Raw genomic sequence first — 14645 nt, 5'->3', positions numbered from 1 at the left:
GAGAGGGGAGCACCATGACAACGGTCGGAGAGTTCATGACGACCCGGTTGGTGACGATGGACGGCAACGACACGCTCACCGCCGCGGCGCAGGAGATGCGCGACAGCGCCATCGGCGACGTGGTGGTGACCGACGGCGACAACGTGGTCGGTATCGTCACGGACCGGGACATCACGGTGCGGGGCGTGGCCGAGGACATGGATCCCACCTCCACCCGGCTCAACCAGATCACCAGCAAGGACGTGGTGACGGTGAGCCAGTACGACGACGCGGTGGCCGCCGCCGACCTGATGCGCACGTACGCGGTCCGCCGGCTCCCGGTGGTCGAGGACGGCCGGCTGATCGGCCTCATCTCCATGGGTGACCTGGCGGTCGAGCGGGAACCCCAGTCGGTGCTCGCGGACATCAGCGCCGACGACCCCAACAACTGACCTGACCGACGCGGTGACGCCGGCTCCCGGTTCGGGGGCCGGCGTTCCGCGTCACGCAGGCGACGCGGCGGTCACCCGGATCGGGCGAGGTTGACCGCGGAACGGGTGGGGACACCGCATCCCGGACGGAAGACCGCGGAACGCGGGAGGAGTCGCCCGGATGGTGGACATGGCCACAAGATTCTTCGAGGACCTGGACCGGCGGGGGTTCGAGCCCCTGTTGGTCAAGACATCCGGAACGCTGCGCTTCGACCTGCACGAGGGCCCGCACACCACGCACTGGCTGCTGGAGATAGAACGGGGCAACCTGCGGGTCCGGCAGGAGGACGGCGAGGCGGACACCGTGGTCGGCACCGAGCCGCGCCTCTTCGCCGAGCTGGTCGGCGGTGAGGAGAACGCCATCGCGGCGCTGCTGCGCGGCGACATGACTGTCGTCGGCGACCTCCGGCTGGTGTTGCAGGTCGAGCGGGTCTTCCCCGGTCCGCCGGACTCCCGGGGACCACGTCACACGTTCGGTGGGAGGGGCGCCTGATGCCCGGGCAGAACACCGTCCGCATCCTGGACGGCAACACGTTCGTGGTCAGCGAGGACAGCGGCGACATCGAGGCCACCCCGAACGAGCCGACGGGTCTCTTCTCGCTCGACACGCGCTACCTGTCGAAGTGGGTGCTCACCGTCAACGGCGAGCGGCTCAACGTCCTGTCCTACGACGACCTGCAGTACTACGAGGCCCGGTTCTTCCTGGTGCCCGGCATGGCCACGCACTACATCGACGCGAAGCTGTCGGTGATCCGGGAACGGGCGGTGGGCGGCAGCTTCCGGGAGACGCTGACCATCCTCAACCATGACGAGAAGGCGGTCGACCTGGAGGTCCGGATGGACGCCGGGTCCGACTTCGCCGACCTCTTCCAGATCAAGGACGAGATCCTGAACAAGAAGGGCGAGCTGTACGCCGAGGCCGAGTCGGACCGGCTGCGCCTGGGCTACCGGCGGGGCAACTTCCGGCGCGAGACCGTCGTCTCCGCCAACCAGCCGGCCCGCTACGACCAGCGCGGCTTCGCCTGGAGTCTGCGGCTGGAACCCAACGAGCAGTGGGACGCCGTCATCGACGTGCAGACGTTCGCCATCGGTCCCGGCGGCCGGGACCTGCGGATCGGGCTGCGCGCCCACGGCGTCGAGCGGCTCGCGCTCCAGCACGACCTGGAGGAGTGGATCAGCCGGGCCCCGAAACTGAACAGCGAGCACGAAGATCTCGCCGCGACCTACCGGCGGAGCCTGGTCGACCTCGCTGCGCTGCGCTTCTCGCCGCTGTCGCTCGGCGGGCAGACGCTGCCCGCGGCCGGCCTGCCCTGGTTCATGACCATGTTCGGCCGGGACAGCATCCTCACCTGCCTGCAGGTGCTGCCGTTCGCGCCGGAGATGTCGAAGACCACGCTGCGGATCCTCGCCGCGCTGCAGGGCACCCGGTTCGACGACTTCCGGGACGAGGACCCGGGCCGGATCCTGCACGAGATGCGCTACGGCGAGACCGCCGCGTTCGAGGAGCAGCCGCACTCGCCGTACTACGGCTCGGTGGACGCCACCCCGCTGTTCGTGGTGCTGCTCGACGAGTACGAGCGGTGGACCGGCGACGGGGCGCTGGTCAAGGAGCTGGAACTGGAGTGCCGGGCCGCGCTGAGGTGGATCGACAAGTACGCCGACCTGATCGGCAACGGCTACATCTGGTACGAGCGGCGCAACACCGACACCGGCCTGGAGAACCAGTGCTGGAAGGACTCGTGGGACTCCATCTCGTACGCCGACGGCACGCTGCCGCCGTTTCCCCGGGCCACCTGTGAGGTGCAGGGCTACGCGTACGACGCGAAGATGCGCGCGGCCCGGCTGGCCCGGGTGTTCTGGGGCGACCACACGTACGCCGACCAGCTCGAACGCGAGGCCGCGGAGCTGAAGCGGCGCTTCAACCAGGACTGGTGGGTCGCCGACCGCGGCTTCTACGCGCTCGCGCTGGACCCGGACGGGCGCCAGTGCGACGTGCTCAGCTCCAACATCGGCCACCTGCTGTGGAGCGGGATCGTGGACGAGGAACGGGCGTCGAGTGTCGCCGAGCACCTGGTGGGGCCCCGGCTCTGGTCCGGCTGGGGGGTGCGGACGCTGGCCGAGGGCGAGGTCCGCTACAACCCGATCGGCTACCACAACGGCACGATCTGGCCGTTCGACAACTCGTTCGTCGCCTGGGGCCTGCGCCGGTACGGCTTCAACGAGGAGGCGGCCACCGTGGCCAACGGCATCCTCGACGCGGCCGCCTACTTCGACGGCCGACTGCCCGAGGCATTCGGCGGCTACCAGCGGGAGCTGACGAAGTTCCCGGTGGAGTACCCGACCGCGTGCAGTCCGCAGGCGTGGTCCACCGGCGCGCCGCTGCTGCTGATCCGCACCATGCTGGGCCTTGAGCCGCACGAGGGGCACCTGGCGGTGGACCCGCGCCTGCCGATGGGCATGGGACGCATCGAGGTGCTGGACATCCCGGGCCGCTGGGGCCGGGTGGACGCGTTCGCCCGGGGCCGGCTCGACCTCGACGAGCTGGCCGAATGAGTCAGTGCCCGGGCGGACGCGCGGTGTGCGCCTCGTCCGGCGGCAGCAGGCAGAACTCGTTGCCCTCCGGGTCGGCCAGCACGGTCCAGCGCGGCAGCTCGCGTACCACTGTCGCGCCCGCCTCCAGCACGGCGGCCCGCTCCTCGGCGTCGCCGACCAGGTCGAGGTGGATCCGACCGGGCGCGGGCAGCTCGGCGGCGGGGCTGATCCACAGGTCCGGCCGCCGCCCGTGCGGGTCGCGCAGCAGCACCGCCTCGGCCGGGGCGAGCGTGCCCTCGGCGAGCTTCACCCGGTCCTCCTCGACCACCGGCAGCCCGGTGACCGCGCTCCAGAACGGCGCGAGCAGGTACGGGTCGCGGCAGTGGATGACGATCGCGGCGAGGTCGGGCATGCCTCGAACCTAGTCGCCCGCGACGGCGGGCAGGACGTTGTCCAGGAACGCGGCGGACACCGCCCCCGGTACGCGGGCCCGGTCTGCCGAGGGCAGTCGGCCCTACGGTCGCGTAACCTACCCGGGGTAAAGTTTCGCCATGTCGGAACTCGTGTACCCACCCGTGATCACCGCCGCGAAGACGATGTTCCGGCTTCTCGACCTGCGCCTCGACGTGTCCGGCAGCGAGCACGTGCCGCCCACCGGCGGCGCCGTGCTCGCATCCAACCACGTGAGCTACCTCGACTTCATCTTCTGCGGCTACGGCGCGCACCCGGCCAAGCGGCTGGTCCGCTTCATGGCCAAGGACAGCGTCTTCCGGCACCGCGTCTCCGGGCCGCTCATGCGCGGCATGAAGCACATCCCGGTCAACCGGGCCGCCGGCGCCGGCTCGTACGCCGCCGCGGTGAGCGCGCTGCGCCGCGGCGAGGTGGTCGGCGTCTTCCCGGAGGCGACGATCAGCCGCTCCTTCGTCGTCAAGGACCTCAAGAACGGCGCGGCCCGGATGTCGCAGGAAGCCGGCGTGCCGCTGCTGCCGGTCGCGCTCTGGGGCACCCAGCGCCTGTGGACCAAGGGCCGCCCGCGCACGCTCACCCGCCGGCACACGCCGATCACCATCATCGTCGGCGATCCGATGGACCCGGCCGCCTACCCGGACGCCACAGTCATGACCGCCGACCTGCGTACCCGGCTGTCGGCGCTCGTCGACCGGGCCCAGCGGGAGTACCCGGACCAGCCGTCCGGCCCGGACGACACCTGGTGGCAGCCGGCCCACCTGGGCGGCAGCGCGCCCACGCCGGAGGAGGCGGTCGAACTGGACCGGTCCGAGCGCCGCACCCGCAGCGCCTCCTGACCCCCGCGGTCCGCAGCTCGGCTCGGCTCGGCTCGGCTCGGTAGATCTTGGTACGAAAAGGCCCCCATGAGGGCCCTTTCGTACCAAGATCTACACAGATCTCATGACGTAGTACGTTCGTCTCATCTGGTGGTGTGCCCTCCAGGAGTGCGGTGCGCGCCCGGCCGAACTGAGCGAGTGGAGTCTCACGCAACGCCCCTCCGTTGCCGAGATCTTCGGCCGCCCACCACGCACATACGAGGAAAGGGCCGCCGAGAACGCTCACCTGTTCCGCCGACTGAGGACAGCCGCACCGCGCAAGGATGCACCTCCATGCCGCAGAGGATGCGCGCTCGGGGGAGGGTCAGCAGGCGGAACCGGGCTGGTCGCGGGCCGGGACGTCGGACAGCGCCCACGGCGACGCCTCGGCCACCGGCGGACGGTAGTAGTCGTCGCGGGACAGGAACTCCACCGGCAGCGAGCCCGGCAGCGTCACCGTGCCGAGCATCGGGCCGGGGGAGGCGGCGACCCGGGTGGCGAGCACGTCCCGCTCCGGCGGTGAGAGGTCGACCAGATCGGGGTTGGCCAGACGGTATCCGGCCACCGCGCGGCGGACCTGCCGGGCCAGCCCGGCGACCGGCCCGACCGGGCCGGTCAGTGCCAGCGCCGGCTGCCGGATGGTGCGCAGTGCGTCGCAGACCACGCGCAGCTCGGCTGTGCCGTCGCCGTGATCGACCAGTTCCAGCCGGGACGGCCACTGCCAGCGGATCTGACCGCTGACCAGGCGGGACAGCCGGACCGGGCGCCGGTGCCGGGCACCCGTCCGGCTGTCCCGCCCGGGGACCACTGACAACTCGGAACCGCTGCAGACGTACGCCAGCCGGCGGTCGGTCACGGTGATCGTCGCCGGCGCGGGCAGCGCCCAGCAGCGGACGTCCTCGGTGGGGCCCAGCAGGTGACCGGCGACCCGCAGCAACTGATGCCCGAGTATGCGCTCACCCGGCTCGGGCACCAGCGCGTAACGCCGGTCCAGCACGGGACGGGTGGGGTCGGCGTCGGCGTCGAACCGATGCGGTCCGACGAAGAAGGGTGCGGCGTCCTCCGGCACGGTACGACCTCCCGGTGACGGTTGGCGGTATCAGGAAGCCTGCCGGATTCGTAGGGTGATTGTCATGACACCTGTTAGGGGGTCGGCCGGTCGGCCGACGCCTGCGACCGGTAGATGCCGATATCTTCCGGTCGGACGAGTCCGTCCTCGATCGCGCGGGCGAGCAGGGCCGCCTTCGTGGCAGCCGGACGCCCCGCTCGGGTGTACTTGATCCGCGCTCGGTCGACGTACTGCTTCACTGTGTGCTCGCTGATCTGCATCCGGCGCGCCACCGACGCCTTCGACATCGACTGGAACCACAACAGCAGCGCCTCGCGCTCCTTGTCCGACAGGGCCGGACGATCCGGCCGGGCGTCGCCGACCATCGCGCCGGCCAGCGCGGGCGGCACGTACGGCCGGTCCTGCGCCGCCGCCAGCACGGTGCCCACACAGTGCTCGCGTCCCTCGTGCTTGGCCAGGAACGCCACCGCGCCCGCGTCCAGAGCGGCCAGCATGGTCGGCGGGTCGCTGTGCTCGGAGTAGACCACCACCCGGCGCCCGGCCGCGCTCAGCTCGGCCAGCTTGTCCAGCACCATCCGGCCGTGCAGGCGCAGGTCGAGCAGCACCACCTCGGCGTCGGGCGCAGCCCGTAGCACCTCGTCCGGGTCGTCGCCGGTGGCCACCACCCGCAACCGCGGCTCGCCGGCCAGCCAGGCCCGCACCCCGTCGATCACCACCGGATGGTCGTCCACGATCGCCACCCCGATCGGCCACCCGGCGTTCACGTCCGCCGCCAGCGGGTCTGCGTCCATCTGATCTCCCCGTCCCGCTCGTGCAGGTGTTCCACCGGTCCGCCCCCACCGGTCGTCGTCTCGTCCGGGCCGTCGTGGTCCGGTGTCACCAGGCTGACCACCACCTCGTCCGGTCCCGCGACCACTGTCAGCCGCGCCCAGCCCTCGGCCGCGGCGAGCCCTGCCGTGAGCGGGTCGGCCAGCCCGCGCCGGATCTCCACCGGCAGCTCCGGTGGCGTGCCGACCGCCACCAGGTCGATCGGCAGTCCGTTGCGTTCGGCCAGGTCGGCCGCCGCGCGCAGCTCGTGCAGCAGCGCGTCGGGCACGTCGTCGGACTCGGCGATGAGCCGGCGCAGCCGGGCCGCGGCCAGCACCGCCCGCCGCCGCACCGCCGGGTCGGCCGGGTCGGCGTCGCCCGCCGCCAGCTCGGCCAGCACCTCCTCGGCGGTGCCGCTGACCAGAGCGAGCCGTTCCTGGCGCTCGGTGCGGGCCCGCTCGGCCGCCTCCCGCTCCGCCGCCACGGCCAGCGCCGCCGCCGCGGTGGCGGCCCGGGCCCGGGCCTGCGCGGTGAGCGCCGCCGCGCCGACGAAGACCGCCACCGGCAGGGTGGAGGTGCCGTAAACGTACATCGTGGCCCGGCTCAGATCGGCCGACGCGGTCGCGCCGTACAGCACCACCGCGGTCACCGCGATCGCGCCGTGCGCGGCGAGCATGACCAGCAGCCAGCGCACCGGCCGCCGCCAGAGCGCCAGCAGGAAGAACCACGCCAGACCGCCCCACACCCAGTTGGCGGTGCTGAACAGGAAGCGCTCGCCGGCGCCCGCGACGACCGCCGCGTCGACCACCAGCAGCGCCGCGGCCAGGCTCCGGGCCGGGGGCAGTTCGCCGCGCAGCAGTAGTACGCCGGCCCAGACCCCGATCAGCGCGGTCACCAGCCAGCCCACCGCCACCACGGCGGGGAAGGCCATTCCCGGTCCCGCCCGCAACACGGCCGGCAGCGCGATCGCCAGGTGCCAGGCCGCCGCGATGACGATGGCGGCGATCCGCGCGCCCCCGTCGGAGGCGTCGGCCACCGCGTGCGCCTCCGGCGGTGCGGTGGCCGGTCCGGGGCGCGTCGCCACCCGCGGCCGGGGAAGGGGACGCAGCACGGAGTCGGCGGTCACCGCCGCACCCGACTCAGTCGGCATCGGACCACTCCAGCCGAATCCGGGTGCCCGCGCCAGGGGCGGAGGTCACCAGCGCGCGTCCACCCACAGTGGTCATCCGCCCGTGGATCGACTCGCGCAGCCCGTACCGGTGGGCCGGGACCGTGGCGGGGTCGAAGCCCGGACCGTCGTCGACCACCTCGACCACGACGGCGCCGCCCTCGCGGGCCAGGCGCAGCGACGCGGTCGCGCCGGGTGCGTGCCGCGCCACGTTCGCGAGCGCGGCGGCGGCGCTGTCGGCGAGCGCCGTGGCGACCTCCGCCGGCAGCCGGCAGGGCGCGAGCGTCGCGGTCACCGCCGGCCCGGGCGTTCCGGCGAGCACCTGGCGCAGCCGTTCGTCCAGGTCGGCCTCGCCGGCCGCGGTCGCGGACTGCGCGCCCGCCAGGGCGGTCAGGGTACGCAGATCGTGCGCGCACCGCTCGCGCAACGTCGCCGAGTCGGGTACCGCGCCGAGGCCGACCATGGTGAGCGTGCCCAGCACGGTGTCGTGCAGGTCGCGGTTCTGCCGCCGTTCGTCCTCGCGGGCGGCGCGCGCGACCACCGCCTCGTGGGACAGCCGCTGGTAGTCGGCGAACGCGGCGTCGGCGCGGGCGATCCGGCGGCGCATCACCGCTGTCATCACCGCCGCGCTTCCGGTCTGCACCAGCAGCGTCCCGGCGTGCGCCCGCGCCTCGACCGGGTTGCCGGCCAGCGTGGTGCCGGTGACGTACGCGGCGGTGACCAGCAGCCCGGCCGGCACCGACCAGCGGGCCGGCGCGGTGGCCTGCGTGTTGATCACCGTCGAGCTGGCCAGCACCGCGATCCAGCTCGCCTCGCCCGGCAGCACCTCCGGCGCGACCAGCCACGGGACGGCGAGCGCGGCGGCGGTGGTGAGCGCGACGTCGCCGGCCACCAGCGGCCCGTCGATGCCGTGCCGGAACGCCCGCCAGGCGTACCAGACCGACCAGACGGTGAGGACGACGACAGCGGGGATCAGCAGCGCCACCCGCACCGGCGGTGTCCGCACCGACAGCGCGACCACCGCGCCGACCAGACCGCAGGTGAGTCGCAGAAGCGCGGGAAGCGTCGTGAAGATCAGCGTGAACGCCTCAGCCGCCGGCCGGGCCTGGGTGGACCCGGGCAGAGACGTGGCGGCAGCGACCGGCATCGGGGGGATGTCCTTCCGGCAGCGACCCGGCCGGGTCCGCGCGGCATAGATTGACGCCGGAGAATAACACGGTTTGTGGGTACTGGTCACCCTTGGTGCTTGACGAGTTTCGCTCCGGCGTAAAGCAGCCGAGGCTCAGCGCCCGCCGAGAAGCGGAGCCGCGGCCTCCGATTTACGGTTGCCGGCGTCTCCTACCCTGCGGGGTATGGCATACCAGCCGGCCATGGTGCCGCCGAAGAAGTCCAAGCGAACCCTGTTCATCGTGCTCGGCGTGGTGCTGGCGATCTGTTGCTCCGGCGGTGTGCTCGGCGGCTTCTTCCTCTTCCGGGTCGTGCAGGAAGCCACCGGTCCGGCCCGGTCCACAGCGCAGACCTACGCCGAGGCGATCGTCGACCGCGACTACCCCGCCGCGTACCGGCAGCTCTGCACCCGCGTACGCGACCGGGTCAGCGAGGCGGACTTCACCCGGCAGCAGTCCTCCCAGCCGGAGTTCACCGGCTACGAGATCACCGGGCTCAACGTGTCGAACAACAACGGCCGGGTGAGCGGGTCGACGACCATCCGGTTCACCCCGGCGGTCGGGACCAACGTGACGCAGTCGTTCCCCATGGTCAAGGAGGACGGGGAGTGGCGGATCTGCGAGTGAGCCGGTGGCGCTCCTCCGCGCGCACCTGATCCACTTGTCGCATGGCCCCATCTCCCACCGCACCGGTTCCGCCGGCCGTCGAGGACCGGCTCGCCCGTGAACGCAACGTCTGGCTCTGCACGCTGCGCCGGGACGGCTCACCGCACATGACGCCGGTGTGGTTCGTGTACGCCGACGGCGTCTGGTGGATCGGCTGCGAGGGCCGCAGCGTCAAGGCCCGCAACGTGGCGGCCGACCCCCGCGTCTCGCTCGCCCTGGAGGACGGCGTCCACCCGGTCGTCGCGGAGGGCGTCGCCCGACTGCACCGTGCCGGCTTCCCGCCCGCGATCGTGGCGGCCTTCGCCGAGAAGTACGGCGGCTGGGACATCCGGCAGCCGGTCACACCGGACAGTGAACGGGTGCTGCTGGAGGTGCCCGTCCGGCGGTGGCTGCTCGCCGGCCGGGCACGCTAGTCCCCGGAGAACCCCCAGAAGTAGATCTCGCTCGGGACGCCCGCCTCGTCGTGCAGCACGGCGTACCGGCCGAACCAGCGCTGCTCGGCCAGCGGCGCGAGCGCCTCGACGTGCGCGCGGGTCGGCCTGGCGACGCCCACACGTGCGAGCGCTTCGGCCTCGGTCACCCGCTGGAACGTCCCGAAGCCGGGCTCCTCGCCGTCGGTCAGCACCCGCGACATGTCCAGGATGGAGTGGGTGCCGGACTCCTGTACCCGCTCGTCCGCCCACAGTTCCTCCTCGCTGCGGGGACGGTCCGGGAAGTCGGCGGCGGACGCACCGAACTCGCCCGGCGCCGCCCACCAGTAGTCGCCGGTCTCGAAGACCTGCCGGCGCAGTTCGTCAAGCGCGGCCTGGGCATCCGGCTGGTACGCCACGAAGTAGGTCCATCCCGATGCGCCCACGCTGCCTCCCGGTGATCCCGCTCGTCGATCGCCGTCGTGCGGCGGCGCACGCGATCATGCCCGACACCACCGACGAAACCGGCGGGTCGACGCGACCAGGATTCCTGTGCCACTCTCCGCCATGCGTCTGTCGTCGGACCTGCGCGGGCGATCGCGCCTACGGGTGCGAATCGGTGATCGCGATGACCTCGTCGAGGCGGTCCAGGGCGGCCCGGAGATCGTCGACCCTGGCCTGGATGCGCTCGCGCTCGGCGCGCAGCATGGCCCGCTGCCCGGGGTCGGTGTGCCCTGAGTCCCAGCACGGCAGGAGTTCGGCGATCCGGCTGCTGGTCAGGCCCGCCGCGTACATCTGCTGGATGAACCGGACCAGCGTGACCGTGTCCGGCCGGTAGAGGCGCTGGCCGGACGGGCTGCGCCTGGGGACGAGAAGGCCCTGCTCCTCGTAGTAGCGCACGGCCCGTACCGAGACACCGGCGCCGCGCGCCACCTCGCCGATGCGGATCAGCGGCTCGGGCATGTGGCTCCTCTCACCCCGGTTTCGACGATCAACACTTGCCTCTGACGTCAACGTCAGGTTTTAGCGTACCGGGCATGGACATCAACGACTCGGTAGCCCTCGTCACCGGCGCCAACCGCGGCCTGGGTCGCGCCTTCGCCCAGCGCCTGCTCGAACGCGGCGCCCGCAAGGTCTACGCGACCGCCCGCCGGCCGGAGACCGTCGACCTGCCCGGCGTCGAGGCGCTGCCGCTCGACATCACCAGCCCCGCATCCGTACGGGCCGTCGCCGCTGCCGCCCCGGACGTCACGCTGCTCGTCAACAACGCCGGCATCCAGACCGGAACCGACCTGGTGACCGGTTCGCTGGCTGCGGTACGACACGAGGTGGACACCAACGTGCTCGGCCACCTGGAGATGATCCGCGCGTTCGCGCCGGCCCTCGCCCGCAACGGCGGAGGCACGATCGTGAACGTGCTCTCCGCCATGTCGTGGTTCGGGACCAGGGGTGCCGGCGCGTACCACCTGACCAAGGCCGCCGCCTGGGCCATGACCAACGGCGTACGCCTGGAACTCGCCGACCAGGGCACGCTCGTGACGGCGGTGCACCTCGGCCTGGCCGACACCGACATGTCAGCCGGCTGGCCCGTCGACAAGATCGCGCCGTCCGATCTGGCCGACGCGGCGCTCGACGGCGTCGAGGCGGGCGCCGCCGAGGTTCTCGCCGACCAGTGGAGCCGGGACGTCAAGTCCCGGCTGACGCTGACGCCGGAGGAGTTCAACGCCGCGATGGACCGCGCCCTGGCGGCGCTGGCGGCCTGACCGGGCCTGGCGGTACGTGCCGGTCGTGGCCGCGTTCGCGGAGGCGCCACATCGCCGACCGGTTGCAGCGCCTTGACGGTGACCCGGAGGGTGTCGTGGCGCTTCCGATCACCCTGATGCAGGATGCAGCGGGTGACCTCGATCTATCGAACCGCTGCGGGCCGGGACAGGATCCGCCGGTGGTGCGAGGAACAGTTGACTGCATGGTGGTCGCCGCCGACCTTCCAGGCCAGCCAGGGCTGAGCTCCGACGAAGCGGGCACCGCCGGTGGCCGGCTCACGTGGTACGGCTCATGGCTGGGAGAGGTCATCGAGAAGACCACCGCCGGGCCGGTCGTGGTGCTCGGGCATTCGTTCGGCGGCGCTGTCACGCTCGCCGCGGATCATCCGCGGATTCGGGGAAAGGTCGCCGTGTCTCCAGGCGGGTTGTGCCGGCTCCGGATCACACCCCGTGTCCTGCTGGCGTTCCTGGCCTGGCTGGTGCGGCCACGAGCTGATTCGAGCCGTCGACTGCTACGCATCCTGTCTGCTCCCGGCCAGGAGCCCCGCGCCGAACTGGTGGAATGGATGACGCTGGTCGCCCGGCACGCCCGTCCGGTGAGTTCCGACGACCTCGTACCGGCGGCCGCTCACACGATGCCGGTCGTGGTCGCGAGCGGACACCACGACGTGTTCCTGCCCCCGGAACGACTGCGCGCAGGAGCACGACAGCGGATCCATGTGGACGCCGACATCGTTCCCGCCGCCGGCCATCTCGTCACCGACCAGCACCCCGACCTGATCGCCGCGCTGGTTGCCCGGCTGGAGGATCAGTGGCACTGAACAAGCGGGGCAGTCGGCCCATCGTCGTCGACAGCAACCGCTACTGCTGGCTCGTCCGCCGGAAGCCGACGTACAGCCAGGGTCTGACCTGGTCACCGTTGAGCTTCGCCGTTGAGCGGTCGGACCTGGCCGGCTGCGCCACCCTCGTCGTCCGACTCGCGTCACCGCGACCGGACAACTGGATGAATGCCGTGGCCTCTCCGGTGCTCCCTTCGCTGGTCGCAAGTGCCATCCGGCAAGGGCTTGAGCGGGGCTGGCAGCCCGAGCGCCCCGGCTCCCCGTTCATGATGGACCTTGGCGCTGACGAGCAGGGCTAGGGCCGGCTCGACGCTGGCGTCGCACCGTGCGAAGGCTGGAAACGCGGTTCTCCGAATGGCGTTTCGCTCCGTAGGATCTCCGGCGATCAAGGGGGATTAACGGTGGGCGATTTCCAGCAGTTCGTGACGGACGTGACTTCACGTCTGTCCACCATGTCCAAAGGTGAGTTGTACCTCGTCGGCGACGGCCTCGACCGGGACTCACTCTGGCTCACCTTCCTCGAATCCTTCCCCGCCGGCACCAATCCGCGGTTCCGTGAGCGATCCGAGTACGACTGCTCGACCTGCCGCGGTTTCATCAAGCACTTCGGCAACGTCGTCGAGATCAACGCCGGGCGCGTCCGTACCGTCTGGTCCGGGGTCTCGGCCTCCGACCCGGTCTTCTCCGTCGTCGCCGCCGCTCTGGACGAGTTCGTCCTCTCGCTGCCGTTGGCCACCGTCTTCCGGTCCACTCAGGAGCAGTACGGCACGAAGACCACCCGATCGCTGCGCGACGGCCAGGTCGAGGTGTGGCACCACCTGCACGGCCGGGTGGAGAAGCGGCATCGCACCGACGACGTCGGCGCGGCACAGAGCGACTTCAACGCCGCGGTGCAGGTCTTCCAGCGGGGCCTGGCCGAGCTGACCCCGCACGCTCTGGACACCGTCGTCGACCTCATCGACGACAACGCCCTCTACCGCGGCACGGAGCATCGTCGGGCGGTGACCGAGTTCCGGTCGCTGCAGAACCGGTGGACGAAGGCGACCGACGGACGGGCCTTCGTCTTCGCCAACGCCATGAACCCGGCGGCACGCTTGCGCAACACGGTGATCGGCACCCTCGTCCAGGCTCTCTCCGCGGGCGTCGACCTGGAGCAGGCGGTCCGGTCGTTCGAGACGAAGGTGGCGCCGCAGAACTACCAGCGCCCCACGGCGCTGATCACCCCGGCCATGGTCAAGGCTGCCATGAAGACCATCGACGAGTTGGGCATCGAGGAGTCGTTGCAGCGACGGTTCGCCCGGCTGTCCGATGTGTCGGTCAACAACGTGCTGTGGGTCGACAATGACACCCAGCCGCAGATGAAGGACGGCATCGAAGGGCTGCTCATGCAGGCGGCCACCACGACGTCGACAGGTGCGCGCCTTCGTGACGCGAAGCCGGAGGAGATCCCCGTGGTCTCCTTCCTGAAGGACATCCTGCCCGGCGCCAGCTCCATCGACCTGTGGGCCGCCAACACCCACGAGCCGCACTTCGTCAGTCTCACGACCGGCCGGCACCCGGCCGCTCCGCGGTTGTTCAGGTGGGACAACGACTTCGGCTGGTCGTACGGCGGCAACGTCGCCGACTCGATCCGGGAGAAGGTCAAGCGGGCCGGCGGCAACGTCACCGGCAAGCTGCGGGTGAGCCTGTCCTGGTTCAACCACGACGACCTCGACCTGCACGTGTTCGAGCCAAACGGCGACCACATCTGGTACCAGGAGAAGCGCGACAAGCTGGACGTCGACATGAACGCCAGCGGGCCGTTCTCCCGCGAGCCGGTGGAGAACGTCACCTGGACCGACCACGTCCCCGACGGTGAGTACCGGATCGAGGTGAACCAGTACCGCAAGCGGGACAGCGCCCAGGTCGGCTTCGTGATCGAGACCGAGAGCGACGGGAAGATCGAGCATTACCGCCACGAGCGCGCGGTCGGCCACAAGGAGACCGTCGAGGTCGGCCGGATGACGGTCACCGGCGGCGTGATCACCGCTTTCCGGTCGGGTAAGGACGTGCAGCGGGGCAGTGCGGGCAAGGAACTGTGGGGGATCACCACCGAACAGTTCGTACCGGTGTCCACGATCATGTACTCGCCGAACTACTTCGACGACAACGAGGTCGGCAACCGGCACTACTTCTTCATCCTGAAGGGGTGCGTGAACGACCAGCCGACGCGGGGGATCTACAACGAGTTCCTCCGCGCCGACCTGCAACCGCATCGCAAGGTGTTCGAGGTTCTCGGCGACCGCACCAAGTGCGAGCCCTCTCCGGATCAGCTCTCCGGCCTCGGCTTCAGCTCCACGATCCGCAACTCCGTGGTCGCCAAGGTGACCATGACCGGCGGCCGGCGCCGCCTCCTCAGCATCCAGTTCTGATCCCCTACCCAGAAAACGGAGA

General features: G+C 71.2%; 17 protein-coding genes. 10 read left to right on the top strand and 7 right to left on the bottom strand.

The window, feature by feature from the left end; translation table 11 throughout:
* Positions 1-14: 14 nt before the first annotated feature.
* The 3 genes from PVK74_RS15325 (at position 15) to PVK74_RS15315 (ending at position 3023) form a co-directional block, all read left to right on the top strand.
* Positions 15-431 carry a CBS domain-containing protein gene (locus PVK74_RS15325; RefSeq protein WP_043328834.1) on the top strand — a complete coding sequence of 139 codons (417 nt, stop codon included), beginning with the start codon at positions 15-17 and terminating at the stop codon, positions 429-431.
* 160 nt (positions 432-591) lie between these two features.
* Entirely contained in the window at positions 592-963 is a 372-nt protein-coding gene (locus PVK74_RS15320) for an SCP2 sterol-binding domain-containing protein (protein ID WP_043328836.1), read from the top strand.
* Positions 963-3023 carry an amylo-alpha-1,6-glucosidase gene (locus PVK74_RS15315; protein ID WP_043328837.1) on the top strand — a complete coding sequence of 687 codons (2061 nt, stop codon included), beginning with the start codon at positions 963-965 and terminating at the stop codon, positions 3021-3023. The genes PVK74_RS15320 and PVK74_RS15315 overlap by 1 nt, the downstream gene beginning before the upstream one ends.
* A gap of 1 nt (position 3024) precedes the next feature.
* Here the strand turns inward: PVK74_RS15315 and PVK74_RS15310 are convergent, their stop codons facing one another.
* The gene (locus tag PVK74_RS15310) at positions 3025-3414 is read right to left on the bottom strand and encodes a VOC family protein (RefSeq protein ID WP_043328838.1); all 390 of its coding nucleotides are present in this window, start codon (positions 3412-3414) and stop codon (positions 3025-3027) included.
* Between the two features lie 139 nt (positions 3415-3553).
* On the opposite strand from PVK74_RS15310, the gene PVK74_RS15305 reads away from it, so the two are divergent.
* A complete protein-coding gene (locus PVK74_RS15305) occupies positions 3554-4306 on the top strand; it encodes a lysophospholipid acyltransferase family protein (RefSeq protein WP_030502236.1) in 753 nt (250 codons plus the stop codon).
* Between the two features lie 343 nt (positions 4307-4649).
* Here PVK74_RS15305 and PVK74_RS15300 read toward each other — a convergent pair whose 3' ends face one another.
* From PVK74_RS15300 to PVK74_RS15285, 4 genes are all read right to left on the bottom strand, one after another.
* Entirely contained in the window at positions 4650-5393 is a 744-nt protein-coding gene (locus PVK74_RS15300) for a hypothetical protein (protein ID WP_043328843.1), read from the bottom strand.
* 74 nt (positions 5394-5467) lie between these two features.
* Entirely contained in the window at positions 5468-6184 is a 717-nt protein-coding gene (locus PVK74_RS15295) for a response regulator transcription factor (RefSeq protein WP_043328844.1), read from the bottom strand.
* A complete protein-coding gene (locus tag PVK74_RS15290; protein ID WP_113974656.1) occupies positions 6154-7350 on the bottom strand; it encodes a hypothetical protein in 1197 nt (398 codons plus the stop codon). Before PVK74_RS15290 ends, PVK74_RS15295 begins: the two co-directional genes overlap by 31 nt.
* Complete coding sequence (locus PVK74_RS15285) at positions 7340-8515, bottom strand: ATP-binding protein (protein ID WP_274476661.1); 1176 nt, start codon at positions 8513-8515, stop codon at positions 7340-7342. The genes PVK74_RS15290 and PVK74_RS15285 overlap by 11 nt, the downstream gene beginning before the upstream one ends.
* A 205-nt stretch (positions 8516-8720) precedes the next feature.
* Here PVK74_RS15285 and PVK74_RS15280 point away from each other — a divergent pair, with 205 nt between their 5' ends.
* On the top strand, positions 8721-9161 hold the full coding sequence (locus PVK74_RS15280; RefSeq protein ID WP_043328848.1) for an Rv0361 family membrane protein: 441 nt from the start codon (positions 8721-8723) through the stop codon (positions 9159-9161).
* 41 nt (positions 9162-9202) lie between these two features.
* Complete coding sequence (locus PVK74_RS15275) at positions 9203-9613, top strand: TIGR03618 family F420-dependent PPOX class oxidoreductase (RefSeq protein ID WP_064448672.1); 411 nt, start codon at positions 9203-9205, stop codon at positions 9611-9613.
* Here the strand turns inward: PVK74_RS15275 and PVK74_RS15270 are convergent.
* Together PVK74_RS15270 and PVK74_RS15265 are read right to left on the bottom strand one after the other, a co-directional pair.
* Positions 9610-10056: a hypothetical protein gene (locus tag PVK74_RS15270; protein ID WP_043328852.1), complete on the bottom strand. Its 447-nt coding sequence runs from the start codon at positions 10054-10056 to the stop codon at positions 9610-9612. The genes PVK74_RS15275 and PVK74_RS15270 overlap by 4 nt on opposite strands.
* Before the next feature lie 157 nt (positions 10057-10213).
* Entirely contained in the window at positions 10214-10573 is a 360-nt protein-coding gene (locus PVK74_RS15265; protein WP_274476660.1) for a MerR family transcriptional regulator, read from the bottom strand.
* A gap of 74 nt (positions 10574-10647) precedes the next feature.
* On the opposite strand from PVK74_RS15265, the gene PVK74_RS15260 reads away from it, so the two are divergent.
* From PVK74_RS15260 to PVK74_RS15245, 4 genes are all read left to right on the top strand, one after another.
* Positions 10648-11373, top strand: coding sequence for an SDR family oxidoreductase (locus tag PVK74_RS15260; RefSeq protein ID WP_274476659.1), 726 nt, complete (start codon positions 10648-10650; stop codon positions 11371-11373).
* 95 nt (positions 11374-11468) lie between these two features.
* Positions 11469-12194, top strand: coding sequence for an alpha/beta fold hydrolase (locus PVK74_RS15255; RefSeq protein WP_166457044.1), 726 nt, complete (start codon positions 11469-11471; stop codon positions 12192-12194).
* Positions 12185-12511 carry a hypothetical protein gene (locus PVK74_RS15250; protein ID WP_274476658.1) on the top strand — a complete coding sequence of 109 codons (327 nt, stop codon included), beginning with the start codon at positions 12185-12187 and terminating at the stop codon, positions 12509-12511. The genes PVK74_RS15255 and PVK74_RS15250 overlap by 10 nt, the downstream gene beginning before the upstream one ends.
* Positions 12512-12613: 102 nt before the next feature.
* Complete coding sequence (locus PVK74_RS15245) at positions 12614-14623, top strand: hypothetical protein (RefSeq protein WP_274476657.1); 2010 nt, start codon at positions 12614-12616, stop codon at positions 14621-14623.
* Positions 14624-14645 lie beyond the last annotated feature (22 nt).

The organism is Micromonospora chalcea, from assembly GCF_028768405.1.
GTDB lineage: Bacteria > Actinomycetota > Actinomycetes > Mycobacteriales > Micromonosporaceae > Micromonospora > Micromonospora chalcea.
Note: the sequence above shows the minus strand (reverse complement) of the source record. Positions and strands in the feature narration are given on the sequence as shown.